This window comes from Variovorax sp. LG9.2 (genome assembly GCF_035018885.1).
In the GTDB taxonomy this organism is placed as follows: domain Bacteria; phylum Pseudomonadota; class Gammaproteobacteria; order Burkholderiales; family Burkholderiaceae_C; genus Variovorax.
Genome location: NZ_JASJXB010000038.1, coordinates 1 through 25,785 on the forward strand (window position 1 = coordinate 1; position 25,785 = coordinate 25,785).

Here is a 25,785-nt window from a genome sequence, read left to right on the forward strand (position 1 = left end):
CGACCTGATCCGCCATGCGCTGCATCGGCGCCCTGGAGCGTTGTGCCTGCAACACCATCTGCACGATGCTGGCCAGCCGGCGGCAACATGCTTTCGGCTCTAGTGGGTTCGGCATGTGATTTGCTGATTCCGGACCCATGAGAGTCCACGCAAGCACCTCAAGGCGCCCCCGCACCCCTGGGTACCGGCCGTGAAAAGTGCGCCGACCACCGAGGTTGGTTACGAAAAGACCGTGCGGCGCTTCGCGGTCGAAGTCTGGAACAAGGCATGACCACTTCCGTCATTACGCATCTCTAAGCATCGACTCGGCTGGTCTTCGACGAAGTGCATCACCTGCTGGCCTGAAACTACCGACAACAGCGCGCCTCCCTGAGCCTGCTGAAGTTCCTCGCCAATGTCCTGAAGCTCAGCAACGTGCTGGTCGGCACCGCCGATGCGCCGGTGGCGCTGATCATCAACCAGCAGATGATCAGCTGCTTCACGCCGGTCGAGATCCTGCGGTGGGCGCGAGAGCGATGACCTCCGTCGGCTGCTGGGCGCTTTCGAGCGAGTACTGCCGCTGCGAAAGCCCTCGGACATGATGCAGCGTTCGATCGCTCAGCTCGTCCTCTATGCAAGCGACGGCGTGACCGAAGAGATCTCGCGACTTCGCAAGGAAGCCGCTGCATTGGCAATCACGGACGGCACCGAGAACATCACGCTGGAGCACCTGAAGCATGTCGCCCGTGCTGGCCGCTGAGCTTCGTCCTTTGCCAGTGGCACCCCGAGCGTTCGATGCCGAGGTGCTCGGTGGCTGGATCGGGCGTCTGGCAACGCTCGATCGTATGACAGTGCCCAAGTTCACTGACCGGCACGGACTTGATGTTCAGACCGAAGGTGGGGAGGGCTGGCTTGCGCCCAACTAGTGCATCGAAGTTAATCCGCACCAATTTGGTTCAAATAATTCATCCGAATTTTATATTGAATCAAATACTCTATCCTGCTAAAGTTTCAAACACGACACACCCAACACATCGCAAAAGGTCGGCTTTTCAATCGTTTTCACGTCACTGGAGTCAGAAAATATGAAATTCAAACACTACGTCACGATGTTCAGCCTAGCGGCTTGCTCGGCGCTGCCTGCGATGGCAGCCGACTGGACGGTGGGCGCCAACGTCGGCAACGTGCCCTGGGAATTCCAGGACGCGAGCGGCAAGATCGTCGGCTTTGAAATCGACTTGGTTAACGAAGCCGCCAAACGCGCTGGCAAAACGGTGCAGATTGAAAATATTCCGTTCAATGGCCTGTTCTCGGCAGTGCAATCGGGCCGCATCCAAATTGGTGTCTCTTCCATCACCATTACGCCCAAGCGCTTGGAGTCGGTGGCCTTTGCCCAGCCTTATTACGACAGCGACCAGTCGCTGTCGGTGCTGAAAGCCACCAAAATCAACAGCCTGGGAGATATCGCCGACAAGACGATCGGCGTGGACACCGGCTCCACCGGCGACATGTACGCAACGCAAAATACCGCCAAGTTCAAGATCGCCACTATTACCCGCTATGAAGGCCTGGCGCCCGCCATGCTGGACCTTGCCGCGCACCGCATCGACGGCTACATCAGCGACATTCCGGCGGTTGAGTACTACATCAAGGACAAGCCGCAGTACCGCATTGCCGCGCGCATTCCCACCGGCGAGCGCTATTCCTTCATGACGGCGAAGAACTGGCCTGAAGGCACCCGGCTCAACGACATCCTGACGGAAATGAAAAAGGATGGTTTCGTTTCAAAAACCCACCAGAAATGGTTCGGCACCCTGCCTTCTGCCGAGTCGTCCAGCGCCAAGGTCATGGACGTCCCCAGACAGTAAGCCATTGCCTGGTCGGCTCGACGAGCCGGTGCAGGTCAATCCGCACAGCAGCAAGGCCAGGGCGGGGGGCTTCTTTGTCGCCCCTCGTACCTGAATCCGGCAACGACGTAAGCCAGAGGACGGGCCCTTCCGCATGGATCTAATCGACACCTTTTTCAACTGGAGCGTGCTGCGCGGCGCGCTGCCCATGTTGATGCAGGGCCTGGGCATAACCGTGATGCTGGGCGCGCTGAGCATTTTGCTGGGCCTGGCCGGCGGTCTGCTGCTGGCGCTAGTCAGGCTGTACGGCCCGGCGCCCTTGCGTGCCACGGCTCGCATCTACATCGACGTGTTCCGCTCGATTCCGATCTTGGTGCTTTTGGTGCTGGTTTACTACGCCTTTCCATTTGTCGGTGTGCGCCTGTCGTCGTTCGCATCGACGGTGCTGACGCTGTCCCTTGTGTCGGCCGCGTATGCCGCCGAGATTTTCCGCTCGGGCATCGAAGCGCTGCCCAAGGGGCAGTTCGAGGCGTCCGAAGCCATGGGGCTGAGTTTCCTGGACACCATGCGTGACGTGGTACTGCCGCAGGCCTTTCGCATCGTGGTGCCGCCGCTGACCAGCAACTGCATCAATGTGCTGAAGGACACGGCGCTGGCATCGGTTGTGGCCATGCCCGACTTACTCAAGCAGGCCACTCAGGCGCAGGCCCTGGCGGCCAACCCAACGCCGCTGATCGGCGCCGCTGTGCTCTACCTGCTGCTGCTGCTGCCACTGGTGCGGCTGGTCGGCTACTTTGAAGCGCGCCACCGAGCAGCGACCCGATGACCACAAAGACTTCATTGCGACCCGAAACCTTGCCGCATGCACGTGTCGCTGCGCCGCTGATCCGCATCAGTCAGCTACAAAAGCGCTACGGCGACTTCATTGCGCTGCACGACATTAATCTCGACATTGCTGAGGGCGAGGTGGTCGTCGTCGTCGGCCCGTCGGGCTCGGGCAAGTCCACCTTGATCCGCTGCATCAATTTGCTGGAGGACTACCAGCAAGGCGAGATTTGCGTGGATGGCCAGCCGGTGGTGCGCGGGAAGTCGCTGGCGCTGGTTCGAGCCGAGGTTGGCATGGTATTTCAAAGTTTCAACCTCTTTCCGCACCTGACGGCCTTGCGCAATGTGGCGCTGGGGCCGCTGCGCGTGCGCGGATTGAGTCGGCGGCAGGCCGACCTTCGGGCGGCCGAACTGCTTGCCAAGGTCGGCTTGGCCGATCATGCGCACAAATTGCCGGCACAACTCTCGGGCGGCCAACAACAGCGTGTGGCGATTGCACGCGCGCTGGCGCTGGAGCCCAAGGTGTTGCTGTTCGACGAGCCCACTTCTGCGCTCGATCCGGAAATGGTCGGTGAGGTGCTGGACGTGATGCAGAACCTGGCCAAGTCCGGCGTGACCATGGTCGTCGTCACCCATGAGATGGGCTTTGCCCGCCGCGTCGCCAACCGCGTGATCTTTATGGAAGCGGGGCGTGTCATTGAGGAGGGCCGGCCTATGGAATTTTTTAGCAACCCCCACGAGGAGCGCACAAAGGCGTTCTTGCGGGCCATCGTTAGCCATTGAAACCAGAGAATTTCTTTATGAGCACGTTGCAAACCAAACTGAACCTTGACTTGGTGCGCGCTGAGTTTCCGGCGCTGGCCAGTGGCTATACCTTTTTGGACAACGCCGGCGGCTCGCAGGTGCTCGCCCGCGTGGCCGACCGGGTGCGTGACTACCTGCTGACCAGCGCGGTGCAGCTAGGCGCGAGCTATTCCGAATCGGTTGCGGCCGGAGAGCGCGTTATTGCGGCGCGGCGTTCGGTCGCTCAGCTGATTAATGCAGCGCACGAGGACGAGGTCGTGATGGGCGGCGCCTCCACCAGCCTAATGTTCCTATTCACCCAGGCGTTGCTGCCGGGCATAAAGCCGGGCGACGAGATCATCGTTACCAACACCGACCATGAAGCCAACATCGGCGGCTGGACTCGGCTGGAAAAAGCGGGTGCAGTCATCAGGTTCTGGAACGTGAACCTTGATACGCTGGCGCTGGATCTGGACGAGCTGCAAAAACTCCTGAGTCCGCGCACCCGCTGGGTGGCCATGACGCATGCCTCCAACATCCTGGGCACTGTCAATCCTGTGGCCCAGGTGGCCAAACTGGTACACGCGGCGGGCGCGAAGCTTCTGGTCGATGCCGTGGCCTACGCGCCGCATCGCCTGGTCGATGTGCAGGCCAGCGGTGCGGATGCCTATGTCTTCAGCTTCTACAAGGTGTTCGGTCCGCACTTTGCCGTGCTCTGGGGCAAACGCGACATGCTGCTGGCGCTGCCCAGCCTCAACCATTACTTCATCGGGTCCGAGGTGCTGCCCTACAAGCTGCAGCCCGGGAATGTGAACTACGAGCTGTCATACGGCTGCATCGGCATTTCGGACTATTTTTGCGCCATGGGCGCGGCGCACGGCGCCACCGGCAGCCAACGCCAATTGATGCAGGCGGCGTTCGACCTGTTTGAGCAACATGAAGACCGGCTGGCCGAGCGGCTGCTGTCCTACCTGCGCGGCAAGGCGAGCGTTCGTATCGTGGGCCTGCCGGTGCAGACGCCCGGCGAGCGCGTTCCGACTATCAGTTTCATGATCAAAGGCCGCGCCTCGGAATCCATCGTCCACCACCTGGACCGGTTCAACATCGGCATCCGCTTTGGGGACTTTTATGCCAAGCGCCTGATTGAAGCGCTCGGGCTGCAGGGTGAGGGCGGCGTGGTACGGGTATCGATGGCGCACTACAACACCCTGGAAGAGATCGACCGGTTGATCCGCCATCTTGACGAAGCCCTGGGCTGAAGCACCATGAGCATCACGCTAATCCGAAACGGCCGCGTCATAACGGCCACCGACGACTATGTTGCCGATGTCCTGATGCAAGACGGCGTAATCCATGCCATCGGCAGGAACCTGGTCGTGGGCGAAGACGTCCGGATCATTGATGCCAGTGGCCTTTATGTGCTGCCGGGCGGCGTGGACACCCACGTCCACCTTCAAAACATCATCGGCCCGACGGTTACCTGCGACACCTTTGCCAGCGGCACGCGGGCAGCGGCTTTCGGTGGCACCACCACGGTGGTGGACTTTGCCTTGCAGACCGCCGAAGACTCGCCGCTCGAGGCGATTGCGCGGGCGCAGCGCCTGGCTGACCCGCAGGTGAACATCGACTACAGCCTGCACGTCATCGTCACGCGGGTTGATCCGCAGGTGCTGGCCGACGTGCGCCATGCCATGCGGCACGAAGGCGTGACCAGCTTCAAAATGTTCATGGCCTACCCTGGCGTGATGATGGCCGACGATGCGGCCATCTTCCAAATGCTGCGCCAGGTGGGCGCCGAGGGCGGCATGGTGGCTCTGCATGCCGAAAACGGCACTGTGATTGACCTTTTGATCAGGGAAGCGTTAGAGGCAGGTCACACCTCGCCGCGCTACCACGCGCTGACCCGGCCGGCGATCCTGGAGGGTGAAGCCACGCACCGCGGCATACGGCTGGCAGAGCTCGCCGAGGCGCAGATCTACTTCGTCCACGTCTCGTCGAACCAGGCGCTCAAGCACATCGTCACCGCTCGCGCTGAGGGTATTCCGGTGTTTGCCGAAACCTGCCCGCACTACCTGCTGTTCGACGATTCGGTCTACGACAGCGACGAGTTTCAAATTGCCAAATATGTGATGACGCCGCCGCTGCGCACAGCGGACGACCAGAAGCACCTTTGGCGCGCGCTACGTTATGACGACCTGCAGGTCATCGCCACCGACCATTGTCCTTTTTGCATGAAGGAAGGCCACTTGGGCTACCAGCGCCAGAAGATGAGCGGCCGGCATGACTTCTCGAAAATCCCCAACGGAGCGCCCGGCATTGAAACCCGGCTGGTCAGCCTGTTCGACATCGGAGTGATGCAGGGCAAGCTGTCGCTGAACCGCTTTGTGCAACTGACTTCGACCACGCCGGCGAAGCTGTTCGGCCTGTTCCCAAAAAAAGGCACGGTTGCCGTCGGCAGCGATGCCGACTTGGTGTTGTTCGACCCGGCGGCCACGCAGGTGATCCATGCCGAACACCTGCACAGCCAGTGCGACTACACGCTGCTTGAAGGGCGGCTGCTGCGCGGCCAGGTGAAAAAGGTTTTCCTGCGCGGTGAGTTGATCGTAGACGGCGAGCAATGGCTGGGTCGCGAAGGCATGGGGCGCTTTGTGCCGCGTGGTACCGTGCAGGCGTTTTGAACTTGCCCCGGCCCGCCCCGTGACGCCATACGTTCAGTCCGTAACACCGGCCAGCCGCGTCAGACCGGACCGCCCCGCGCGGCCCGCCAACTTGGCCGAGCTGCGCGAACTGATTGGCCGCGAGGGTGAGCGGCTCACGCCCCGCGTGCGCGCCGCCGCGCGCTACGCGCTGGACCATCCGAACGAGGTGGCGCTCAACCCGGTTGCCACACTGGCGCGCAACTCCAATGTGGCAGCCGCGACCTTCATTCGCCTCGCCCAGTCCCTAGGATGCGAAGGCTACAGCGACCTGCAGCGGCTTTTTCGCGAGCCGCTTCAGCATGCAGGGCAGCCGAGCTTTCCCGAGCGCATCCGGCACTTCGGTGGCGAGGAGACGCTGGATAATCCCGACGATCCTTCGCAGGTGCTGCGTGCCTTCAGCCAAGCCAACATGGTGTCGCTGGAGCACCTGTGCGCCGACGCCGACAGACTGCCACTGCGGGCCGCCATCGAGCTGATCGAGCAGAGCCCGCTGGTGCATGTGGTGGGGCTGCGCAGGTCGTATGCTGTAGCCGCCTACCTTGCCTATGCGCTGAACCGGGTCGGTTGCCCGACGGTGCACATCAACGGCCTGGGCGGCGGCATCAGCGAGCAGGCCTCAATTGCTGGCGTCGGCCATCTGCTGATTGCCGTGAGCTTTCCGCCCTACGCCGGCGATACCCTGCAGGTCTGCGAGCAGCTCAGCCGGCGCGGCGTGAAGCGACTTGCGCTGACAAATTCGATCTTCAGCCCGATTGCGCAGGGCGCCGACCTGGTGCTGGAGGTTAACGATGCCGAACTGCTTGGCTTTCGCTCGCTGTGCGCCGCCATGAGCCTGGCGCAGACGCTGGCCATGGGCGTGGCCTTCAGCAAGCGCGGCAAGCAGAGCCCGGATGCGGCCGAAACATTTCGATCCGGTCTCGAAGACGTGGACTGCTAACCATGCGCACGATCACGCTGAGGCTTGACGCCTTGTCAGCCGCCGCGTTCGCTCCGTTTGGCGATGTCATCGAGGCCGGCGACAGCGGGCAACGCCTGCTGGTCAATCAAGGCTAAGCCGAGTGCCACCCTGCATGGCATCGGTCGATCTGGCCGGTAGCGGATGCAAAGCGTCCTCGCACCATCATCTGGCGCATCAGACCGACCACCTTGGCCTGTTGGCGCCGACCGAGCGTTGGCCCCCTAAGCCGGTTTTGCCGGACTATGGGTGACCCGGGACAACTAGCGGAATCGCTAGCCGCTGCTCTGTTCAAAGTCCATGAGGAGGGTCAGCGAAATGTCGACACGGTGGGTCAATCCGGCTTCGGCGCCCACAGAGCGTGTGAATACTTGGGGCATCGGCCCGCATAGCCCACAGGCAAATCGAGGCGCCGCTCAAATTCCCGGCACAGCCCTTTCAGGGCATTCTTGGTTGGATAACCGAACTGACGAATGATCGCCCTGACCCGTTTGCGAGCTTGATGCACAGCTCGACTCCTCGAATATCCTGTCTTCGTACGAATATATGAACTACCTCCTGGTAATCCAAGATTTCGTCCGCATCCCCGAACTACTTTCGGGTAGTCCAAGAATTCCACCTCACCCCCCGCATCACCTGACAACTCTTCGGTCGAGCGTCCGCATGTCCGCCGCTGATCAGGCCCCAGACCGTTCGAGTGCGCTAACGCCCAAAATAACCGGCCGTCTGCTCAGTGAGTGCGAAGTTTTTCTTGCAGCCAGACCTTGATCAGCGACTGGTAGGGTACATCGCGGGCGTTCGCCGCGACCTTGATCGAGTCCAGCAGGTGCTGGGGCAAGCGCAGCGAAATCGTCTTGGTCGTTGGTTTCAAGTTGGGCAGCGTCACCTTCTTGGCTTTCGACCAGTCAAGATAGTCCGCAGAGTCGTGCTTTTCCCAGTACGCACGCTCCTGCGCCTCGGTAGCAAACTTCGGGATCGCTTTAGTCTGCTTGGTCATAGATGGCTCGCTCCTTTCGGTGCATGTCCCTGACTGAAATCACGCGAATCAACAAGTTGGCCTGGCGCAAAGTGAACGTGATATGCAATGTGCGTCCTTCATCGGTTCTGCCCAAGGCGCGGAGGCGGAGTTCCTGACGGCTGTGAGCGCCATCTTCCAAGAGCAGCAGGGGCGCATTGAAGAACACTTGCTCTGATTCAGCCATGGAAACACCATGCTTTTCATTCTTGCGGGCATTGCCTTTGTCCCAATCAAACCCCGTCACACGGCTCAGGTCTACCATGATTTGTATATTACCATCATGTACATTCCTGTTGAATGGCGTGTGTGAGGCAGTGAAGTCCCGAAGCGTCACCATGTGACGTTAACTCTCGTCCATCATCCGCCCGACCTTGCTCCCCAGCGCGCGCGCTGCCCTAAAATACCCCATCGCCACGGTGACGCTCTGGTGTCCCGTCATGGCCATGGTCTCGGGCAGCGACATGTTCTGACGCCCGGCCTCCATCACGAAGCCGGCTCTCAGCGAATGCGCGCTGAAATCTCCCTCAACTCCGGCAAGTGCGCGTCTAGCCTTCACGATGTCCCGCACCACCGTGCCCCGGTCAAGTTATTTCTGACACATCAATAGGTTGATTGATTGCCGATTTCTGCTCGAAGGCATTGGGTGGCAAGTTGCCCAGTGCGGAGTGCAGCCGCACACTGTTGTAGAAGCTGACGATGTAGTCGGCAATGTCGCTCATGGCTTCGTCATGATTGGCGTAATCTCGCTGCCAGATCCGCTGCATCTTCAGGTTCAAGTTCAAGTTCAAGTTCAGGAAGAAGCGTTCCATGACTGAATTGTCCCAACAATTTCCCTTGTGACTCATGCTGCCCACCAGCCCGTGCTTGGTGAGCAGGGCTCCATGCGCGTTGCTTGCATATTGACTTCCACGGTCCGAAGGTACGATCAAGCCGCTCGCCGGTTGACGCTGTGCGATGGCCAGCTGCAGCGCCTGACACAACAGCATCGCCCGCATGTCCGGGGCCATTGCCCAGCCCACGACCTTGCGCGCAAACAGGTCTGGCACCACTGCGAGATACAGCCAGATACAGCCAGCCGCTGCGCGTTCTGATGTAGGTGATGTCAGCGACCCACGCTGGGTTGGACCGCATCGGATTGAACTGACGATCGAGCACGTTGGGTCAGATCGGCAATGCATGTCGGCTGTCGGTGGTGTGTACGAACTTGCGCTTCCACGCCGAGCGCAAGCCATGCGGGCGCATCAAACTGCGCATGCGATAGCGGCCCGTTACGACGCCTCGCAAGGCCACTGCCGCCCGGAGACGACGGCTTGCGTAAGCACCACCACTGGCGGCGAATGCAGCTTTCAAATGCACGCTGGCTTGGCATACTGCAGGCGGGATCTGCCTGCGTTTGCGTGCGGCGTAGTAGCCTCAGCGGCTGACCTCCAGCACCCGGCAGAGTTGCTCCACCGGCACGGCGTTGTCCTTGTGTTGCAGCCGCTCGATGAGTTGGAAGCTCATCGCAGTTCCCGGGCAAAGAAGGCCGAGGCTTTTTTTAACGTATCCACATCGCCTCGCAGTTGCTCGTTCTCGGCTTGGAGCTGACGGATGCGCTGATGCCCGGCTGTCAAGGGCTTGCCTATTCCAGGCTGACCGAGTTGTTCGGCACCGGCCTGTGCCAGCCAACGCCTCACAGCCGTCTCGCCCAATCGCATGTCCCGGCATACTTGGCCGATATGGAGCCCTTGGACGCGGATCATCTGAACGACTTGCAGCTTGAAGCTCGCGTCAAATACTCTTCGGGTTGATTTCGTCACGTTTACTGTCCAACTGATTTCCCCCCATCCGAGTGTGCGAATTCATTTGACCAGGACACTTGACCCATGATTGCGCAAAGCAAACAGGTTTTCAGCGACTTTGCTGGCGTCGGAAATCTCGCATCATCCGGCTCCTCGTGTAGGGCCTCTCCTGGCCTGAAATATAGAGCGACAGTTCGGTTACGGCTGAGAATGTTCTCGAAGAAGGAGCAAATGCCGACATGAGAGCGAGCCACGTCACCAACAAAATAAGAATGACCGGAGTGACGGCTTCGAGAGGCTGGTGATTCTTGCTGAAGAGGAGGCCAGTGATCAGCGCGCCGACCAAACCACCGGCAAGAACCTCCGCAAAGGAGTGCGCGCCTAACAGCAGGCGCGAGACACAAATTAAAATACTGAGCAAACAACCGGCGCCGATCGCAACGTTCCGCCTCGTGCCGGCTCCTGAGCTCGCAAACGTTCCGAGAAGCACAGGATAAACGGCCGTTGAAAGCATCGCGTGTCCTGACATTCCGGTGAAGTTCACCGCTGCCCAGCCCGCACCCCAACCTATGAAGGCGACTTTGCTCGCTATCGTGACAACAACACCCGCACTTAGCAATGCGACCCACCGGTAAACAAACGGGCGAGAGGCCGGTCGCGCCGACAGCGTCAGTGCAGCGAACAGAGCTGCGGGGAGCAAGATTTGCGCTTCACCCAAGCGCGTGGTGAGGCGCCAGAAGTGCAAAAGTGGTACACCGCTCTCCATTTTCTTTGAGTCGCCTTGAATGCAAGGATCGTTGGATGGCCTTTGATGTGCTCGCAGAAAACGCCCAGCCGGAGGACAGGGCAAGCTTCTCAGGTTCGTTCGATGATGCGCAGTCCTGGAACGCTCCACTCAGTCGTTCAATGCGGGCTGCAACGACCTCCGCATGACACGGCACGGCAAAGGCGATAACCCAATCACCCTACCACCGCACGCAGCGGCAGACCGCGAAAAGTTATTATTGGAGGCGCGAGTGAAGACTACCATGCCGAGATCTTCGGTCACCTTCGCCGAAATACGCACTCAAACAGGCGAACGACGCAAAACAACGGCTCCCACGCCGCAACGGCGAGCCGAAACAACTGTTCTCACTCGACAGATTTAGCCTGTTCAGTCCAGGTGTCAAGCGACATCCGAAACCAGCAGAACGTCCGTCGTTCCGGTACGGTGACGATGTCAGCAAGGGGTTGCTGCACCACCGCCTAACCACTGCCGCGCAATCACGTCCTCAAAGCTTCGATCGCGCACGAGCTTTTCCCTTTGCGCAGCGGGAGACGGGCGGTCCGCCGTTAGCGCGACAAATCCTCTCACTTTATCGATGACGATCGTCGGAGCTGGCCGTCCGTGCGAGCAGCATGTAGCCGGCGCGTCGTATAGTAAGGATGGCGACGTCGCTGCCCTGTAGTCGCTTGCGCAATCGATGGAGAAAAGTTTCGATCGCGTTGTCGCTAAGTGCCTTCGCGCTGGAAGAAAGCGCTGCCGACAATACGTTCTTGGCAATGGCTTTCCCGGGCGAATCCATAAGTTCCCAAAGGACCTGAAACTCCCGGACCGGAAGATCGAGCGGCCTGCCTGCGAGGGCGAAGCGGCGCGCTCTACGATCGAGTTTCAGCTGCCCGACTTCGACGGCGTCTTCGGCGCCTTGCGAACATCGCACCAAAGCGCGCAACCTGGCCTCTACCTCGCGAACGTCAAACGGCTTTCCAAGATAGTCGTCGGCTCCAGCATCGAGCCCCGCGATTCGATCCTCGGTCGTATTGCGCGCGCTCAGTACAAGCACTGGCCTGCGACTGCCGCGGCCGCGCTCCAGACGCAGCGCCTCCAGTTCGCGTGCGAGATCACTCGCACTGGTGGTGTGCGTCGGCAGTTGATCGAGCACGACCACATCTACGTTTGCTGTGCGCCACTTTCGATCGGCTTCCTCAACATTCGTCGCTCGGATTACCTCATGCCCCGAATGGATCAAACTGGTCAGCAAAAAGGCGCTGGCGGCAGAGCCGTGTTCGACGAGAAGGATGCGCATCGTCCTCATGATTCCACTGCGACGGACCTCTCGTCATAGTCTGAATTGTAAGGACGCCGCCAGGGTGACGTCGGTAAGATTGTCGCGGTATCGCACAGGCCAGGACGCGCGGGTCGGTGCGTCGGCGCCCATAGTCGTCCCGTACATGTTGCAGCTCTATGTCGTTGTGACGCCAATGAAAAACCTCCATGATTGCCATGACGCCGCATTCAATCAAGTCACCGCGACAGCGCGTGATCGCCGCATGTACATCGACGAGCTGCCAAAGCCGCTAATTCTTCGAATCTGCCATAGAGCCGTTGCGGTCCGGAAACAATCCCGGGATTGGTGGCTGCACACTTTTGAGGATACCTGCAGGACGTGCTCGCCAGTCAGCCCGCCCGACGAGGGATTCACGATCTGCGAAGACGTCAGCAGCAACAAGACTGTGCTGCCGCATACCTTTCTTGTAGAACACAACCGGGTCCGGATTTCTTGCACGCCGACGTATTTCTCGTGGCTCAACCAGGTAAAGAACTGGTTCTCGCGCATCCAGCGAGACGTGATTAGCCAATGCATCTTCGTCCCGGTCAGGGATCTCGACAAGAAGCTTTCGCGCTACATCAAAGCTCATTCCAAGGACCCCAAGGCAATCAAGTGGAAGTACGACAGGCCGAAATGACGATACCGCCAATTCTTCTGACCCAGTGCGGCGTCGCTGCGCGGCGACGCTCCCAGAAGCACGCGTGGGTCGAAACCATCCTACTTCTTGAAGCAGGATGAAACCCTCCGTTGCGCTGTTGTCTGCCACCGCATTGGATAACGCAGACAGCGGACGGGGTTGATCGTTCATGGCTGGACCATATGACTGTCCGGCTTAAGAATCAATTAAGTCCCAGTTAACGCTCAAGGCGTCTGCAAATTTTCCTGATCTTCAGCAGCACCTGCTCAGCGGTTTAATTGGAATTCTGGCTTGGTCGCGCTTAGGTAGGCAAGTCGGACGGTCGCCTTGCTATTGCCGGCTTCGATCACCGGACGGAGGATAGCTTCGATGCAAGCGCTTTCGCCCGGCGAAAACCTCTCGGCAAGGATGACCCCGGCAGGCGGAGACAAAGGGTGCGGCGAGCTACGCAAAAATGACTCCCAGCTGATTGCGGGCATGGCACGCATGTCAAAGTGGAGTTCCATGTGAAGCCCTACGAATCCACACGCATCGAAGAGCTTCCATAGATCACGCTCGGAGTAGTTCATCAGCGCATTGACCTGGAGCTTCTCCAGTGTGTCGGGCCATTGCGCCGCTCTCCAGCGCAGCAAAAGGGGCAGCGGGGAGGAACCAGCCTCTGCATGGCGCGCCAGCCAGTCCGTCGCAAATACCAGCTCAAGGGCCTCGTCCTGAAATATGGGCTCCGCAATGGATATCTGGCCCCCAGGTTTTAGCACCCGAAAGAACTCGTCTAGTGCACCAGATTTATTAGAAACATAGGCCAGTGCGGCGCGACTGGTCACCACGTCAATCGATCCGCTGGGTATGTCGGTGAGCGCATCCGCACTCCGCAGCAGAAAGGAACACTGCTCAGCTACACCAGTCTGTAAAGCTTTGTCCTTGGCATAGCGAAGAAGCTTTGGAGAAATGTCGGTGAACACCGCATGCAGTGCGGATCCGACGCGTTCGATGGCACGAAATGCCACTGCACCCTCTCCAGTGCCCACGTCCAACAGCGTCATGTCTGAACGCCACGATATCGCATCCAGTAGACGATTCACATACTCGACCACCTCTCCTTGAACAATCTGCTGCAATGCGGCGTCATCGCCATGTCGAGAATGCCGAAGCCACTGGTACCACGGATCGTAGTCATCTGACATAGGGGGAAAAGCAGAGTGTGGAGCTGTCATGCTGCGCCTACCTTTGGAAAGAGGCATGTTTTGCCCGTAACCGTTCTGACTTGCGCGGCGAATAGATCAGTGGGACTGGGTCGAAATGAGAGGACATAAGCGGTAAAACGACATTCCAACTCCGACGCCGTCATTCGCGTAAGTACCGGGTGCCGCTGGCCATTGATCTGCTCATCACGAGACGGTGGCAGCGAGCGGCCGTTCTTGGAGTGATGCCGGTCGAGACCGCAGGGGCTGAAAGATGTGGTAAAGCGCCGGCATGAAGAACAGCACCAATGGCAATTGCACGACGAGTCCCGAAATAATTGCAATGGCTAGGGGTTGCTGCATTTCAGAGCCGGCTCCGATCGCAAGCGCAAGTGGCATAAGTGTCAAGATGGCTGCGAGCGTTGTCATGGCGATAGGACGCGCGCGGAATTGGCCGGCCGCGACGAGGCTGCGGCGATGACTCCAGCCTTGGTCGATGCGCTCTTGCTGCTCGGAAAAGTAGAAAATTCCCACTTCTGTCACTATTCCGATGATCATGGTCATCCCCATCATGGCGGAGATGTTGAGTTCAGTGCCGGTTATCCAAAGGCCGATAAAGACGGCAGAGACAGACACCAGGGAAGTAATGAGGATCGAAAGGGTGAGAGTGAAACTTTCAAACAGAAAGAGCAGTAGGAGAAAGACCAGCGCTGTGGCCGCGGCAAAGACCTGCATCAGACCTTTGAATGCCACCTGCTGCTGCTGGTACAGGCCGCCGAGTTCGTAGTAGGCCCCCACGGGGAGAATGTTGGCCTCGAGCATTGCGGTCTTGACGTCGGCGACGGCCGAGCCGAGGTCTCGTCCCTCGATGCGTCCAGTGACAGCGACCATGGCTTTCAGGTTTTCGCGTGCGATCTGTGCCTGGCCGATTTGCGTCTCGAACGCGGCAATCCGGCCAAGAGGCACCATGTGACCATCCGGCGCCCTGATGGGCAATTGCGCAAGTTGGTCATCTGTTGTGCGTTGCTCCGCCGGAATCCACAGACGCACGTCGGTGATGTTGGAACCGCGTGCAAACGACGTTGTCACGGCACCCGTCAGGTAGGTTTGAAGCGTCTTGCCGACTGCATCGGGATCGAGCCCCTCTGCTGCGGCCTTGGTGCGGTCGACAGTGACGTTGATCGCGTCGCCTGCTGGATTGATGCCATCGCGCACGGCTACCAGGCCTGGGATTTTTGCCACGCGTGCAGCAACTCGCTTAGCGGTCTGTTCAAGGGCCGCCCTGTCTACTCCAAAGAGCTTGACCTCGACAGGCTGAGGTACCGCGGTCAGGTCACCGATCAAGTCTTCCATTAGCTGAGCAAGCTCGATGTTGAGCCCTGGGATCTGGGCCTCGAACTTTGCGCGCACGTCTTGCATGACATCCTGCACCGGTCTTCGAGGGCCGTCCTTGAGACGAACGAAGAAGTCCCCCTGGTTGCTCTCGCTCAGCCCGCCGCCCAAGCCCGTGGCCGTGCGTCTCGAATACGTATCGACTTCTGGAATCGTCATGAGCAACTCCTCCGCCTGCTTGGCGACGCGGTCTGTTTCCGTCAGCGAGGTGCCGGGAGCCATGCGAAAGTCCAGGATAAAACCGCCCTCGTCCATCGAGGGCATGAACCCTGAGCCAACACGTTGAAATGCTAGCCCACCGACCGCTATCAGCACAAAGGCGCAGAGCACTGCCCACCAGGGGCGCGCGAGGACTTTCGGCAACCAGCGTCGATAAACGATGCGAAACCGACGGGTCAAACGATCCTGCTTAGCAGCGGGGCGTGCATGCAGCAATCGTTGGGCAAGCAGGGGCACTGCCAGCCATGTCACGACGAACGAGATGGCGAGTGCGGCTGCCATAGTGAGCGACAGCGCCTTGAAGAACGCGCCTGTCACGCCGGACAGAAATGCTAGCGGCGCAAAGATCACCAGCGTCGCGGCGCTCGACCCTGCCAGCGGACGCAGGAACTCGACGGCCGCGCTGCCGATCCGGTCTGCCAGTTCCCCTTCGTTGCCTGCCTTGAACCTTTCTATGCGCCGCTCGATGTGTTCGATCATCACGATCGCGTCGTCAATGATCAAGCCCACAGCCGCGGCCATTCCACCCAGCGTCATGATGTCAAAGCTCATGCCAAGCAGATACAGCACGACGACCGTGATTGCGAGGACTGCAGGCACGACAACGACGGCGATGGCTGTGAGGCGAAGATTGCGCAGGAACACAAGCAGCACGATGGCTGCCAGGCAGACGCCAATCAGGATGGCATCGCGAACACTCGTCGCCGCAGCTGTGACAAGCTTGCTTTGGTCGTACCAGTTTGCTACGTGCACCCCCTTGGGCATCTTGGGCGCGTAGGCGGACAAGGCTGCAGACACATCGGTTGCGATTTGGACGCTGTTACTTCCGGGTTGCTGGCGGATGGACACCAGCACGGCGTCCTTGCCGTCGGCAGTCACCCGCACATATTCCGGCCGAGGCATGTTGGATATGTCGGCCACGTCGCTGACCCGCACCACGCCGTTCGAACCGCTGGCAACAACAGTCTGACGCACTTCATCCAGACCCTTGAACCGCGTGTCCGCCAGAACCAGGAACAGTTTGTAGTGGTCTTCGAGGCGGCCGGTAGCCGTCAGTACATTGCCGGCGGTCAATGCCTTAGCCAGATCATCCATAGACAAGCCGAAGTTCCCGAGCCGACGGGGGTCCGCGGTGACTCGGACTTCTTCGATCGCGCCTCCTTGCACCTGCACTGTCGCGACGCCGTTGATGCTCGAAAGGAGGGGGCCGAGTTGGTATGTCGCCAGATCGCGTAACGCTGCGGCACTGATGCTCTCCGACGTCAGGCTGTAGGCGATGATGGGAAAGATCGTGGGATCCATTCGCCGAGCGGTGATTCGTGTGCCTGCCGGCAGCCCTGTCTGGATCTGAGCCAGCGCCGCATTGACCTGAAGCGTGGCACCCACCATTTCGGTGCCCCATGCGAAATTCAGGGACACTTCGGCTGCGCCGCGGCTGGTACTTGACCGCACATTCAGTACGCCCGGAATGCTGCGCACGGCTTCTTCCACCGGGCGAGTGACCTGGAGCTCCATTTGCGTGGCTGGCCGGTCGCCCGCATCCAGGGACAGCGCGATGCGCGGGAACTGGACTGTCGGAAACAGGGAAACTGGCAGCTGTGTGGCGGAAAACGCACCGATAAAAGTCAGAAGCGCCAAAAAGAAGAAAACAGAGCGGCGGTGACCGTGCAACCACGCGGCTGTTCTCACGGCTTTTTCTCCTGCGTCTTCATGCCATCCACAATTTCGTAATTTCCCAGTGAGACGATTCGCATTTGCTCGGTGATCGGTCCGCTTACGACGATCACGTTTTGCGACTGGGACAGGCGGCGCACGTCGACCCGATGGGCCATATCGTTCATCACGGCAAACACGTAAGCGCTGCGATCGTCCGTCAAAACGGCTTGCCGAGGCAGGGCCCATCCGTCCTGGCTTCCCGTCACTATCTGAGCCTTCACTCGGGTTCCCGCCACGATCATTGGCGAGACGTCAGGCGAGAGCGTGACTTGTGCATTCACAAGCTGAGTCTTTGGGTCGAGCAGGCCTTGAAGACTGCTCACTTTGCCCTCCATGCTGAGAACGCCGGGCGCGTCCGGCCCTGGTGAACTTGATGGGTTAAGGGTCACAAGGTCACCGACATGGATTTTGGCGACGTCCGCAGGTTCGATTCCAAGCAGCGCGCGTAACCGGTCGGATCGTCCGAACTGCAAAATGGGCGCGCCGGCGGCCAGCCTGTCACCTAGAGCAGCGGTCAGGCCCATCACAACGCCGTCATATGGTGCTGTGGCTTCGGTCGCGTCACGGCCTCCTGCCAAAGCCTGCTGTGCGTCGAGCGCGCTGCGGGCATCCTGGGCCACTCGTTTGGCGGTGTCTACCTGGGATGTTGTGGCAAGCTGAAGAGCAAACAGCGCCTGCATTCTCTTGACTTCGCCCTCCGCCAAAGTCGAAGCGCTTCGCGCTTGCTCCAGGGTTGCCGCGGCAAGTGGATCCGCCGTCAGGCGCGCCAGTACCGTGCCTTTGGCTGCTCGCTGTCCGATGACGACATTCAATGCTGCGATCTGGCCCGGCCTCGCAAAACTGATCGTTTGAGTTTGCGCGGGCGACACTTCGCCCCACGCAATGGTCGTCACAGGCGCGCGCATCTTGGCCGGCAGGGCGGTGACGACGCTTGCAACGCCGCCCGCACTGGGTACGGCTGCATCGGCTGTGGTCGTCGTCGACGGCGTTTTTGCTCGAGCCCAAAGCAATGCGGCGCCGCACAGCGCGACCAGCACGACTGCGACCGTCGTCTTGTTGAAGGTCGTACGGTTCAAAACGAAATTCCTCGGCAAGAGCGGTCGTTTTTTGAAGGGGTCATGGCGTCAAATTTCCGCTGTTCCCGGTGAGGGTCAAAAGGGCGATGCGTTGTTCCTGCAGCGCCTGTAACGCGTCGATGCGTTCGGTTTCCTTGGCCAGCGTGGCGGTCTCAAGAGTTGCAAGTGCCAGCGCATCGACGTTGTGGGCGAGTAAGGCCTCGCGCATGCGGTCTCTGGCTGAGTGCAAGGTTTGTAGTGCGCGCTCAACACCCACGAGCTGGTGTTGACTGATCGCCTGTTCACTGAGCAGCCGGTGGACATCAGTACTGCCGGAGTTGAGCCGTTGCTGGTAGTCCGCGCGCAGTTTGTCGCGCGTAGCGTCCTGAACGCGTATATCCCCGCGGCCGCCATTGAAGAGCGGCAAGCTTAGGTTGATGGAAAAGCCCCGCGTGTAAGCATTGCTGGTATCGCGTGCTCGCTGGACCCCGAAAGTGAACGCCGGAAACTGGTTGAGAAGCGCTGCGCGGTATCTGGCGTCCTGCGCTTGGTACCCAGCGCGCAATGCCCTGATGTCTGGCCGCGCCGCAAGCAGGGCAGGCAATTCGAGGTCGATTGATGTGCTTTCGATCAAAGGCAGCGCCGGGCTGTCTTGCAAGACGAGCACGGTGTCAGGTCCCAGCCCGAGCAGCGCAATCAGTTCATAGCGGCCCTGATTCGTTTGGCGTCGCAGATCGCTTACCTGCCGCTCGATGTCCTGCAACGCGGCCAGGTGAGGGGTCACCGCATCAAGGCTCAGCAGTCCCTGGGTCAGTGCACGCTGCATGCGATCGACGCGATCGGCCAGGACAGCGCGTGTCTGCGTGAGCAGAGTGTCTCTCGCTTCCGCACCTTTCAGACGTACAAACAGCATCCGTGACTGCGCAATCGTCTGCCATTCCTGCCAAGCCAAGTTCAGCTCGGCCTGCTTATCGTCACTGTCTCCGGCAGCTCTCACGGTCGAGTGCGCCAAAAGCGTATTGACCGAATAGCTCAGACCAACGAGAAATGCTGTGCTGATGCCCGGGCCTGTGATTTTCGGAAAGTCATGACTGAAATTGATCTGAGGGTCGGGCAAAAGGCCGGCAGCAAAGCTTTGTGCCTTGGAAACCCGAAGCGCCAATCGCGCTGCACGAAGATCGGGATTATTGAGGACCGCAAGCGTCGCGACCTCGGTGATGTCCAATCCGTCTGATGCATCGAATGGATGTGGCGGAAGCAATGTCGCGGTTAACGGTGACAAAGAAGGCGCGCCAACCGCGGCGACATCCAAAGGAAATTCCGGCGCATTGGGCAGCGTTTCGGCCTTGTAGAAGCTGCATCCCTGGATCGATGCGAGGGCCAGCCACAAAAGAAGTCTGCATCTCATTTGCACAGAGTTTTGACATTGGGCGCAGCGGCATGCGCGGGAATGAAAAGAGAGCAGACAGCCAGCCAGGCGACGCCTTCGAACATTGCAGTCAACACGTCACTCGCATAGTGCACGCCGAGATACACGCGACTCAGGGCCACTGCCACGATCTTGGTGAGGAATGCAGTTACAGCGTTGGCGCGTCCGCGGTCTTGCTTTTGCATTGAGAGGCGGTCAGCGATTACTGCGCCATAGACAATCGTTGCTGCCATAGTGTGTCCGCTTGGGAAACTAAGCACCCTCGACAACCCATCAAGCACTGTACCCTCGGGCCGATCACGTTGAAATATATGCTTCATGTGCAGGTTCAGCAGCATTCCGCTGGGAACCACCATAGTAGCTAGAGCTGACCAAAATCGCTCATGCGCGCGGTGGAAGTACCGGCTGAGCGTCAGCGCAAGGAGTAGCACCTCGACAGTGTTGTGTGCTTGGGTTATCAGGTTAAAAACCTGTTCAGAAGCCGACGCGCCGATAGGCGCGCATCCATATCTGAATGGAGCCGTCCAGGGCAATTGCCAACCCGTTCGCGCACACGCCAATGGCCTCGGCAGCAAAACCGATGGTGCTCAAAGTCAATACAGCAGCCGCTCCGATTCGGACCAGCTGGTCGGGCGCAAGGCGGTGAAAAACCAAATGGGTATTGATCGTATGGGCCGAAGTGCATGAAGGAACTTGATTTTCGGGATGGTGATTCTTGAAACGCCCCATCCAGCTTGGTGCACAACGGCTTATGGAATCCTTAAGAACCGAAACGCTCAACGTTCAAGTCATCCTGGATTGACCGAGCGTCATGATCAGGGTGGGCGCGCGGCGAACCAACGCATCGCGTCACCTGCAAGACGTTTTGAATCGCCTCGGGGTGATTGGTCATCGTCCGCGTTCGTCAAGTTCACCTTTAGACGCAAGTGAAGACACTTTGCCGGCCACACTGCTCGTTAAATTTGCCCTATCTGCCCCGACGAGACGATTTCATTGCGAGCCATAGTCGGCGCGACTTCCCATATTCCTCCGCACCTATCAACCCTGAGGGTGTAAAAAACAACGAACGAAACCTGAGGATCATGTGAACTCAACCCGTCGGGGCGCGACACTGCGCCAAATCCCAGCCGGCATATGGGTGCTCGGGTTCGTCAGCATGTTGATGGATATTTCCTCCGAGATGATCCACAGCTTGCTGCCGCTGTTCATGGTTTCAACCCTGGGTGCTAGCGCACTTACGGTCGGCTTGATCGAAGGGCTGGCCGAATCAATCGCGCTCATCGTCAAGATCTTCTCTGGGACACTGAGCGACTACCTCGGCAAGCGCAAGGGGCTGGCCGTATTTGGGTATGCCCTGGGCGCACTGACCAAGCCGCTGTTTGCACTCGCTCCGTCCATTGGGCTCGTGCTGACGGCCAGGCTTCTGGATCGCGTAGGCAAGGGGATACGCGGTGCGCCGCGAGACGCTTTGGTGGCCGACGTCTCGCCACCGCACCTGCGGGGCGCGGCCTTTGGCTTACGCCAGTCGCTTGACACCGTCGGGGCGTTTTTGGGCCCGCTGCTGGCCGTTACCTTGATGCTGCTCTGGGCCAACGATTTCCGAGCCGTTTTCTGGGTTGCGGTGATCCCCGGGTTGATGTCCGTCGCGCTGCTGTCATTCGGTCTTCGGGAGCCTGCGTCCAAGCCAGTCGCGAAGCGGATCAATCCGATCGGTCGCGAGAATCTCCGGCGCCTTGGCTCCTCTTACTGGTGGGTGGTGTGTATTGGCGCGGTGTTCACGCTGGCCCGGTTCAGCGAAGCGTTCCTGGTGTTGCGGGCCCATCAGAGTGGGGTGCCCGTCGCGTTGGTGCCGCTGGTGATGGTGGCGATGAATCTGGTCTACGCATTGGCCGCGTATCCGTTTGGCAAACTCTCCGACCGCATGAGCCATCGCAAGTTGCTGGCGACCGGCCTCGTTGTCTTGATCGTGGCAGATGTGGTGCTCGCGGCCAGCGATCATTGGGCCGTCGTGCTGATTGGCGTCGCGCTGTGGGGCGTTCACATGGGCATCACTCAGGGCTTGCTCGCCACGATGGTGGCGGACACTGCCCCTGCCGACTTGCGAGGCACTGCCTACGGGGTCTTCAATTTGGTCAGTGGCGTGGCTTTGCTCGTGGCCAGCGTCGTTGCCGGATTGTTGTGGGATCGATTCGGCGCGACGGTCACGTTCCATACCAGCGCCGTTTTTTGCCTTGTGGCGCTCGCGGGGCTGGCCTACCAATCGATCAGTCCAAGCAGCACGGATCCCCGCTCGAGCGTGGACACAACGCCTTGAGTCGGTTCACTGTTGCAGTGCGCCCAAGACCGATGCCATCTGCACACCGCCCGGCTGCGGAATGACACGGCAAACGGCGGTCACGCTGAATTTCCGTTGCCCTCGCTGGAGTGGCCGTGCGCACGCTTGAACATCGCGTTAAAACTCCGACATGCGTTTGAAAAACTAGGCATGGCCCTGACTTGGTGAAGGCTGCTCACCTTCCTTTTTTAGACCAGACGCGCCACCAGCGGTTCGCAGCATCAGAGCGGACCGGGCTACACGGATTTGCAATTCGTTGCATGGCCGCTTTGCTACCCGTCGTCCATGCCCAGCGACAACAACGCGGCATTGCTTAAAAACCGTGCAATCGACAGGAAATGCAGGCGGGCCAGGCGCTGTGCGCGTTCAAAATTGCTTCGTCCACAGGGTTGCCCACAGAAATGAGGAACAAAGATATTCTTCAGATTCTCTGCTTCTAGAGTTAGCTCGCCGCTGGCTTCCCTGACAGCAACCGGTGTTGCGGCCGGTCGGTAATTGACTCGGATGCTGGAGTTTCGTTGAATCAAAGACTGGCAATGGAAATCATTGCCATCATTGAGTTTGAGAGGTGATGGCATGGGTCATGCCTACCGTCGGCATCTGGATCAAATACGCGCCGGCGCCAACAATAGTGTTTCTTCAACTCAATGCCTGCGAGAAGTGCAGAAGTCAAAAAAACCTGGTGTTTCGGAACCAAGGCTAAATGAATGAGTCCTGTTTTTATTCTGTCGAGCGAATATTCTGTGTGCGCCCTGTCGTTTCCGGGCATATTAAAGTTGCGACACACGCTCATCACTAGACTCTGCTAGAAACGCGTCTTATGACCTCCGCTGTGACATTTGAATTGCATGGATGGACTATTAGGTCTTTTGGCTAGTCAATTGCCTCGTGGTGTTCTCGTCGCGACTCATTGGCGTTGTAGCTGCTTTCAAAGTTCTTTCACCTGTCACCACCCGCTATGAAGTTTTTTCCAAGCCGCACGCCCGGCCCGCGGCGCATCGAATCAGGCGTCGTGCGCCGCTCGAAGGCCCGAAGCTTTGCGTGGGCGTTGAGTCTCTTTGCCGGTGTCGGGCTGGCCCCGCCAGCGATGGCGGCACCCGAAGAAATTCAGGTCTATCTCGACGATCTAAGCGAGCCCGGCAAGTTCGGCGTCGATGTTCACAACAACTATGTTTTTTCCGGAAACTCAAAGCCCAGCTATCCCGGTGAGCAACCGCCGGCGCATGTCTATCGTCTGACGCCGGAGTTCTACTACGGGCTCACCGACACATTGGAACTCGGCCTGTACGTGTTGGGTACGCGAACCGCTGCTTCCAACACGAGCGTTGTCGGCGGCAAATTCCGGATCAAGTACATCGCCCCACACGACAAGGAGCAGGGCTTTTTCTGGGGTGCGAATCTGGAAGTCGGGCGAACTGACCTGCGGGTGTCGCCTACGCCGTGGAATGCCGAACTCAAGGGCATCTTCGGCTATCGCACCGGCCCTTGGACACTTGCCGTCAATCCCAACTTCGACTGGAGCATTTCGCGAGGCGGTGGCCCGGTCACGTTCGACGTGGATGCCAAAGTGGCCTACGCGATCGATGCAAAAACGCAGATCGGTTTTGAAACCTACAACGAACTGGGGCCGCTTCGACACCTCGATTCCTTGAGCAAAAACAGCAAGACCTTGTTTGCTGTTGTCGATCATGAATTCACCGGCTTCGACGTGAACCTAGGCATCGGCAAAGGCATCACCAAAGAGGCCGATAAATGGTTAGTCAAGCTTATTGTTGGTACCCATTTCTGAGCCCACTACTCGCTTGAGCAGCTGCAGAAGTAGCAATCCGACGAGGCTGGTCAGCGCAGTCCTAATCACAACGTTGATCGCGTTCGACCGGAATGCCTGAAGCGAAACTGAAGTATGTGGTTTCCCACGATCTCCAGTAATGCGCAACTACGGCAAACATCGTGCCGGTTTGGAGCATGACCAGCAGCAGGTTCATTTGAGGCGAAGTTGGATCGAGACCCATGATCTTCTGTGCCACGATTACATGCGCGGAACTGGAGACGGGCAGCAGTTTGGCTGCGCCTTGTATGAGAGAAATAACAATGATCTGGAGCAGGTTCGTAGGTGTGAAATCATTGTTAGGTTCGCGGCAAGACTCGGCATGGATGAACCAAAAAGTCGGGTCGTTGGTTGTTTAAACTGCGCGCCGGGTCGCTTCGGGCTGCTTGTCGCAAAAGAGCGCATTTCGTGTGGGCGCGTGGCGGCATCATCATCGACGACGCAGCGCTGCAGGGTTGGAACCACTTCCGCCGCAGACCAGGATGCGGTCAAAGGCGAACCTTGCGACGATTCAGCGTGATTGGAACTGCAGGACGTCGTTCGCGCAGCGCACATTGGCAGCGCGGGTCAGCAACTGGTCGTTCAAGTCGCCAATCTGGTTGGGATGGACGTTATGCTGGTTCGGCAATTTGGCCAGCATCTTGTCGTCTCGAACAGCGGAAAGCGCCATCAGTGCGAAAGGATTCTGCCAAGGGTGTGGGCCGGAGTCTTCGGTTCATACGTTCTTCGGTTCTCACGGGCGATATCGTCGGCCTTGGGAGCAGTCACCGTCTCTATAAGACTGTTCGTTGTTGCGGGGCCAGCTCGCTTTGCTTTTGTGATCGCAGCCAAACTTTGAGCTTCTTCAGCCTTTGTCTGTTTTCGCGACAGAACCCCGGAGTGTGCCGCCGAGCACGGATTTGATCTACCGGTCGAGGATGGGGTAGGGTGGCTAACGATGCTCTTGCAATCCGGGAGGTGCCCATAAAAGACCTCCGCTAAAGGCTACCTCCCGTCCAGGGGCGTGAGAAGCTCGTGCTGTTCAGAAAGTCCAGGAGAATCGCGAGGGTGAGCCAGATGAACGTGAACGGGGCAACGGGCAGAGCGATCTTTGAACAATAGATCTGTCGTGCGGCAAGGTGATGAGGCCAGCGAACGCGCCTATCAACAGCAACTAAGCTGCGGTATCGGGCATTGCCGAGCTGCGCCGCACAAACAAACTCTGGAACCAACTGAGATGAGATCGACCAATCACGCAGGTATTTGTTGAATGCCTCCGCGTGGCGCTGTTGACGCGATGTTGCAGTGGGCCAATCCTTTGAACGGCTACCAGAAATGAGAGGCAGGTCGTGAGAATCGGGTCTGAATCCAAAGTGGTGTCCAGACTTCGGCGTGCAGTTGGGCGCCGCGCTGGGCAACCTCTCCTAACGACGGATTTCGGATTCGTTGAAAAGCATCCGCCGGAGAACGCCGTCCCGAAGTACGTAATGGTGGTACAGGGCCGCACTGCCGTGCATAACGATCAGCGCAAGCAACGCCCACATCGCGTATCCGTGGATGTCGCCGGCGATGAAGCCCCATTCGGCCTTACGCGGCGCGAGGGCTGGGAGCGCAATAACACCCAACAGCCGCACCGACACACTATGGGCCGAAGCCGCGATCCAGCCGAGGAAGGGGCCAATCAGCAAGATTGCGTAGAAAAGTCGGTGCGTGGCGAGTGCCAGCATCCGCTCCCAAGCCGGGGCCGCCCCAGGCGCAACGGACACCGGGCGCATCCGACGGTGTATGAGCCTGACCGCCATGACCACAAGAATCGCAAGTCCAAAGTTGAAATGCAAGTTGATCATGGCGTCGAGGGGCGTATCGAGCTCAATTTGAGGCAGCAGCAACGCAGTCACAAATTGGCATGCCAGCAGCGCCACCACCGTCCAGTGGAACGCCTTGCCCGCCGCGTCGTAGGTCGCAGCCGTGGGCAATCTGTCCGAGGACAGTGGGCGGTTGCTCATTGGGAGAAACGGTACGTCGAGGAAGTTTGAA

General features: G+C 59.2%; 29 protein-coding genes and 2 pseudogenes. 12 read left to right on the plus strand and 19 right to left on the minus strand.

Annotation, left to right across the window (positions count from 1 at the left end; genetic code table 11):
* The first annotated feature begins 399 nt into the window (after window positions 1–399).
* From QN413_RS24045 to QN413_RS24085, 9 genes are all read left to right on the plus strand, one after another.
* Window positions 400–519, plus strand: coding sequence for a hypothetical protein (locus QN413_RS24045; RefSeq protein ID WP_323499174.1), 120 nt, complete (start codon window positions 400–402; stop codon window positions 517–519).
* A 58-nt stretch (window positions 520–577) separates the two neighbouring features.
* The gene (locus QN413_RS24050; RefSeq protein WP_323499137.1) at window positions 578–739 is read left to right on the plus strand and encodes a hypothetical protein; all 162 of its coding nucleotides are present in this window, start codon (window positions 578–580) and stop codon (window positions 737–739) included.
* A 325-nt stretch (window positions 740–1,064) separates the two neighbouring features.
* Complete coding sequence (locus tag QN413_RS24055; protein WP_323499138.1) at window positions 1,065–1,847, plus strand: transporter substrate-binding domain-containing protein; 783 nt, start codon at window positions 1,065–1,067, stop codon at window positions 1,845–1,847.
* 133 nt (window positions 1,848–1,980) lie between these two features.
* The gene (locus QN413_RS24060) at window positions 1,981–2,652 is read left to right on the plus strand and encodes an amino acid ABC transporter permease (protein WP_323499139.1); all 672 of its coding nucleotides are present in this window, start codon (window positions 1,981–1,983) and stop codon (window positions 2,650–2,652) included.
* Entirely contained in the window at window positions 2,649–3,434 is a 786-nt protein-coding gene (locus tag QN413_RS24065) for an amino acid ABC transporter ATP-binding protein (protein WP_416352241.1), read from the plus strand. The genes QN413_RS24060 and QN413_RS24065 overlap by 4 nt, the downstream gene beginning before the upstream one ends.
* Window positions 3,435–3,451: 17 nt before the next feature.
* Window positions 3,452–4,693, plus strand: coding sequence for a cysteine desulfurase-like protein (locus tag QN413_RS24070; protein WP_323499142.1), 1,242 nt, complete (start codon window positions 3,452–3,454; stop codon window positions 4,691–4,693).
* A 6-nt stretch (window positions 4,694–4,699) separates the two neighbouring features.
* Window positions 4,700–6,112, plus strand: coding sequence for a dihydropyrimidinase (gene hydA, locus QN413_RS24075; RefSeq protein WP_323499143.1), 1,413 nt, complete (start codon window positions 4,700–4,702; stop codon window positions 6,110–6,112).
* 91 nt (window positions 6,113–6,203) lie between these two features.
* A complete protein-coding gene (locus tag QN413_RS24080) occupies window positions 6,204–7,070 on the plus strand; it encodes a MurR/RpiR family transcriptional regulator (RefSeq protein ID WP_323499144.1) in 867 nt (288 codons plus the stop codon).
* Window positions 7,071–7,072: 2 nt separating this feature from the next.
* Complete coding sequence (locus QN413_RS24085) at window positions 7,073–7,186, plus strand: ureidoglycolate lyase (protein WP_323499145.1); 114 nt, start codon at window positions 7,073–7,075, stop codon at window positions 7,184–7,186.
* Window positions 7,187–7,446: 260 nt separating this feature from the next.
* On the opposite strand, the pseudogene QN413_RS27440 reads toward QN413_RS24085, so the two are convergent.
* The 9 genes and pseudogenes from QN413_RS27440 to QN413_RS24115 form a co-directional block, all read right to left on the minus strand.
* Window positions 7,447–7,636 (minus strand): annotated as a pseudogene (locus tag QN413_RS27440) (IS3 family transposase); the annotation flags it as partial.
* 182 nt (window positions 7,637–7,818) lie between these two features.
* A complete protein-coding gene (locus tag QN413_RS24090; RefSeq protein WP_323499146.1) occupies window positions 7,819–8,085 on the minus strand; it encodes a BrnA antitoxin family protein in 267 nt (88 codons plus the stop codon).
* A complete protein-coding gene (locus tag QN413_RS24095; protein WP_323499147.1) occupies window positions 8,069–8,368 on the minus strand; it encodes a BrnT family toxin in 300 nt (99 codons plus the stop codon). Before QN413_RS24095 ends, QN413_RS24090 begins: the two co-directional genes overlap by 17 nt.
* Window positions 8,369–8,449: 81 nt before the next feature.
* Window positions 8,450–8,674: pseudogene (locus tag QN413_RS24100) on the minus strand (integrase); the annotation flags it as partial.
* Window positions 8,675–8,687: 13 nt separating this feature from the next.
* On the minus strand, window positions 8,688–9,338 hold the full coding sequence (locus QN413_RS27445; RefSeq protein ID WP_416352242.1) for a DDE-type integrase/transposase/recombinase: 651 nt from the start codon (window positions 9,336–9,338) through the stop codon (window positions 8,688–8,690).
* Complete coding sequence (locus tag QN413_RS27450; RefSeq protein WP_416352243.1) at window positions 9,268–9,462, minus strand: IS3 family transposase; 195 nt, start codon at window positions 9,460–9,462, stop codon at window positions 9,268–9,270. Before QN413_RS27450 ends, QN413_RS27445 begins: the two co-directional genes overlap by 71 nt.
* Before the next feature lie 143 nt (window positions 9,463–9,605).
* Window positions 9,606–9,905, minus strand: coding sequence for a transposase (locus QN413_RS27455; RefSeq protein WP_416352244.1), 300 nt, complete (start codon window positions 9,903–9,905; stop codon window positions 9,606–9,608).
* A gap of 91 nt (window positions 9,906–9,996) precedes the next feature.
* Window positions 9,997–10,653, minus strand: a complete 657-nt coding sequence (locus tag QN413_RS24110; RefSeq protein ID WP_323499148.1) for a phosphatase PAP2 family protein — start codon at window positions 10,651–10,653, stop codon at window positions 9,997–9,999.
* A gap of 589 nt (window positions 10,654–11,242) precedes the next feature.
* Window positions 11,243–11,953: a response regulator transcription factor gene (locus QN413_RS24115; RefSeq protein ID WP_323499149.1), complete on the minus strand. Its 711-nt coding sequence runs from the start codon at window positions 11,951–11,953 to the stop codon at window positions 11,243–11,245.
* 145 nt (window positions 11,954–12,098) lie between these two features.
* Here QN413_RS24115 and QN413_RS24120 point away from each other — a divergent pair, with 145 nt between their 5' ends.
* Window positions 12,099–12,614: a hypothetical protein gene (locus QN413_RS24120; RefSeq protein ID WP_323499150.1), complete on the plus strand. Its 516-nt coding sequence runs from the start codon at window positions 12,099–12,101 to the stop codon at window positions 12,612–12,614.
* 266 nt (window positions 12,615–12,880) lie between these two features.
* On the opposite strand, the gene QN413_RS24125 is transcribed toward QN413_RS24120, so the two are convergent.
* The 6 genes from QN413_RS24125 to QN413_RS24150 all read right to left on the minus strand — a co-directional run bounded on the left by QN413_RS24125 (window position 12,881) and on the right by QN413_RS24150 (window position 20,386).
* Complete coding sequence (locus QN413_RS24125) at window positions 12,881–13,798, minus strand: class I SAM-dependent methyltransferase (RefSeq protein ID WP_323499151.1); 918 nt, start codon at window positions 13,796–13,798, stop codon at window positions 12,881–12,883.
* A 204-nt stretch (window positions 13,799–14,002) separates the two neighbouring features.
* A complete protein-coding gene (locus QN413_RS24130; protein ID WP_323499152.1) occupies window positions 14,003–17,095 on the minus strand; it encodes an efflux RND transporter permease subunit in 3,093 nt (1,030 codons plus the stop codon).
* Window positions 17,092–18,198, minus strand: a complete 1,107-nt coding sequence (locus QN413_RS24135; RefSeq protein WP_323499153.1) for an efflux RND transporter periplasmic adaptor subunit — start codon at window positions 18,196–18,198, stop codon at window positions 17,092–17,094. The genes QN413_RS24130 and QN413_RS24135 overlap by 4 nt, the downstream gene beginning before the upstream one ends.
* A gap of 40 nt (window positions 18,199–18,238) precedes the next feature.
* Window positions 18,239–19,567, minus strand: a complete 1,329-nt coding sequence (locus QN413_RS24140) for a TolC family protein (RefSeq protein ID WP_323499154.1) — start codon at window positions 19,565–19,567, stop codon at window positions 18,239–18,241.
* 14 nt (window positions 19,568–19,581) lie between these two features.
* The gene (locus tag QN413_RS24145; RefSeq protein ID WP_323499155.1) at window positions 19,582–19,962 is read right to left on the minus strand and encodes a phosphatase PAP2 family protein; all 381 of its coding nucleotides are present in this window, start codon (window positions 19,960–19,962) and stop codon (window positions 19,582–19,584) included.
* Window positions 19,963–20,080: 118 nt separating this feature from the next.
* Window positions 20,081–20,386, minus strand: coding sequence for a hypothetical protein (locus QN413_RS24150; protein WP_323499156.1), 306 nt, complete (start codon window positions 20,384–20,386; stop codon window positions 20,081–20,083).
* 376 nt (window positions 20,387–20,762) lie between these two features.
* Between QN413_RS24150 and QN413_RS24155 the strand changes: the two genes are divergently transcribed.
* Window positions 20,763–21,920: an MFS transporter gene (locus tag QN413_RS24155; protein ID WP_323499157.1), complete on the plus strand. Its 1,158-nt coding sequence runs from the start codon at window positions 20,763–20,765 to the stop codon at window positions 21,918–21,920.
* A gap of 293 nt (window positions 21,921–22,213) precedes the next feature.
* Here QN413_RS24155 and QN413_RS24160 read toward each other — a convergent pair whose 3' ends face one another.
* Window positions 22,214–22,519, minus strand: a complete 306-nt coding sequence (locus QN413_RS24160; RefSeq protein WP_323499158.1) for a hypothetical protein — start codon at window positions 22,517–22,519, stop codon at window positions 22,214–22,216.
* 380 nt (window positions 22,520–22,899) lie between these two features.
* Here QN413_RS24160 and QN413_RS24165 point away from each other — a divergent pair, with 380 nt between their 5' ends.
* Entirely contained in the window at window positions 22,900–23,730 is an 831-nt protein-coding gene (locus tag QN413_RS24165) for a hypothetical protein (protein WP_323499159.1), read from the plus strand.
* A gap of 61 nt (window positions 23,731–23,791) precedes the next feature.
* Here QN413_RS24165 and QN413_RS24170 read toward each other — a convergent pair whose 3' ends face one another.
* The 3 genes from QN413_RS24170 to QN413_RS24180 all read right to left on the minus strand — a co-directional run bounded on the left by QN413_RS24170 (window position 23,792) and on the right by QN413_RS24180 (window position 25,754).
* Window positions 23,792–24,097 carry an undecaprenyl-diphosphate phosphatase gene (locus QN413_RS24170; protein ID WP_323499175.1) on the minus strand — a complete coding sequence of 102 codons (306 nt, stop codon included), beginning with the start codon at window positions 24,095–24,097 and terminating at the stop codon, window positions 23,792–23,794.
* Window positions 24,098–24,280: 183 nt separating this feature from the next.
* Window positions 24,281–24,439, minus strand: a complete 159-nt coding sequence (locus QN413_RS24175; protein ID WP_323499160.1) for a hypothetical protein — start codon at window positions 24,437–24,439, stop codon at window positions 24,281–24,283.
* Between the two features lie 733 nt (window positions 24,440–25,172).
* Window positions 25,173–25,754, minus strand: coding sequence for a cytochrome b (locus QN413_RS24180; RefSeq protein ID WP_323499161.1), 582 nt, complete (start codon window positions 25,752–25,754; stop codon window positions 25,173–25,175).
* Window positions 25,755–25,785 lie beyond the last annotated feature (31 nt).

Coding starts and splice junctions, on each gene's coding strand:
- QN413_RS24050 (WP_323499137.1), top strand. CDS start 578: ATGATGCAGCGTTCGATCGCTCAGCTCGTCCTCTATGCAAGCGACGGC.
- QN413_RS24055 (WP_323499138.1), top strand. CDS start 1,065: ATGAAATTCAAACACTACGTCACGATGTTCAGCCTAGCGGCTTGCTCG.
- QN413_RS24060 (WP_323499139.1), top strand. CDS start 1,981: ATGGATCTAATCGACACCTTTTTCAACTGGAGCGTGCTGCGCGGCGCG.
- QN413_RS24065 (WP_416352241.1), top strand. CDS start 2,649: ATGACCACAAAGACTTCATTGCGACCCGAAACCTTGCCGCATGCACGT.
- QN413_RS24070 (WP_323499142.1), top strand. CDS start 3,452: ATGAGCACGTTGCAAACCAAACTGAACCTTGACTTGGTGCGCGCTGAG.
- hydA (WP_323499143.1), top strand. CDS start 4,700: ATGAGCATCACGCTAATCCGAAACGGCCGCGTCATAACGGCCACCGAC.
- QN413_RS24085 (WP_323499145.1), top strand. CDS start 7,073: ATGCGCACGATCACGCTGAGGCTTGACGCCTTGTCAGCCGCCGCGTTC.
- QN413_RS24090 (WP_323499146.1), bottom strand. CDS start 8,085: ATGACCAAGCAGACTAAAGCGATCCCGAAGTTTGCTACCGAGGCGCAG.
- QN413_RS24095 (WP_323499147.1), bottom strand. CDS start 8,368: ATGGTAGACCTGAGCCGTGTGACGGGGTTTGATTGGGACAAAGGCAAT.
- QN413_RS27445 (WP_416352242.1), bottom strand. CDS start 9,338: ATGGCTTGCGCTCGGCGTGGAAGCGCAAGTTCGTACACACCACCGACA.
- QN413_RS24110 (WP_323499148.1), bottom strand. CDS start 10,653: ATGGAGAGCGGTGTACCACTTTTGCACTTCTGGCGCCTCACCACGCGC.
- QN413_RS24115 (WP_323499149.1), bottom strand. CDS start 11,953: ATGCGCATCCTTCTCGTCGAACACGGCTCTGCCGCCAGCGCCTTTTTG.
- QN413_RS24120 (WP_323499150.1), top strand. CDS start 12,099: ATGTTGCAGCTCTATGTCGTTGTGACGCCAATGAAAAACCTCCATGAT.
- QN413_RS24125 (WP_323499151.1), bottom strand. CDS start 13,798: ATGTCAGATGACTACGATCCGTGGTACCAGTGGCTTCGGCATTCTCGA.
- QN413_RS24145 (WP_323499155.1), bottom strand. CDS start 19,962: ATGGTGGTTCCCAGCGGAATGCTGCTGAACCTGCACATGAAGCATATA.
- QN413_RS24155 (WP_323499157.1), top strand. CDS start 20,763: ATGTTGATGGATATTTCCTCCGAGATGATCCACAGCTTGCTGCCGCTG.
- QN413_RS24160 (WP_323499158.1), bottom strand. CDS start 22,519: ATGCCATCACCTCTCAAACTCAATGATGGCAATGATTTCCATTGCCAG.
- QN413_RS24165 (WP_323499159.1), top strand. CDS start 22,900: ATGAAGTTTTTTCCAAGCCGCACGCCCGGCCCGCGGCGCATCGAATCA.
- QN413_RS24175 (WP_323499160.1), bottom strand. CDS start 24,439: ATGGCGCTTTCCGCTGTTCGAGACGACAAGATGCTGGCCAAATTGCCG.
- QN413_RS24180 (WP_323499161.1), bottom strand. CDS start 25,754: ATGAGCAACCGCCCACTGTCCTCGGACAGATTGCCCACGGCTGCGACC.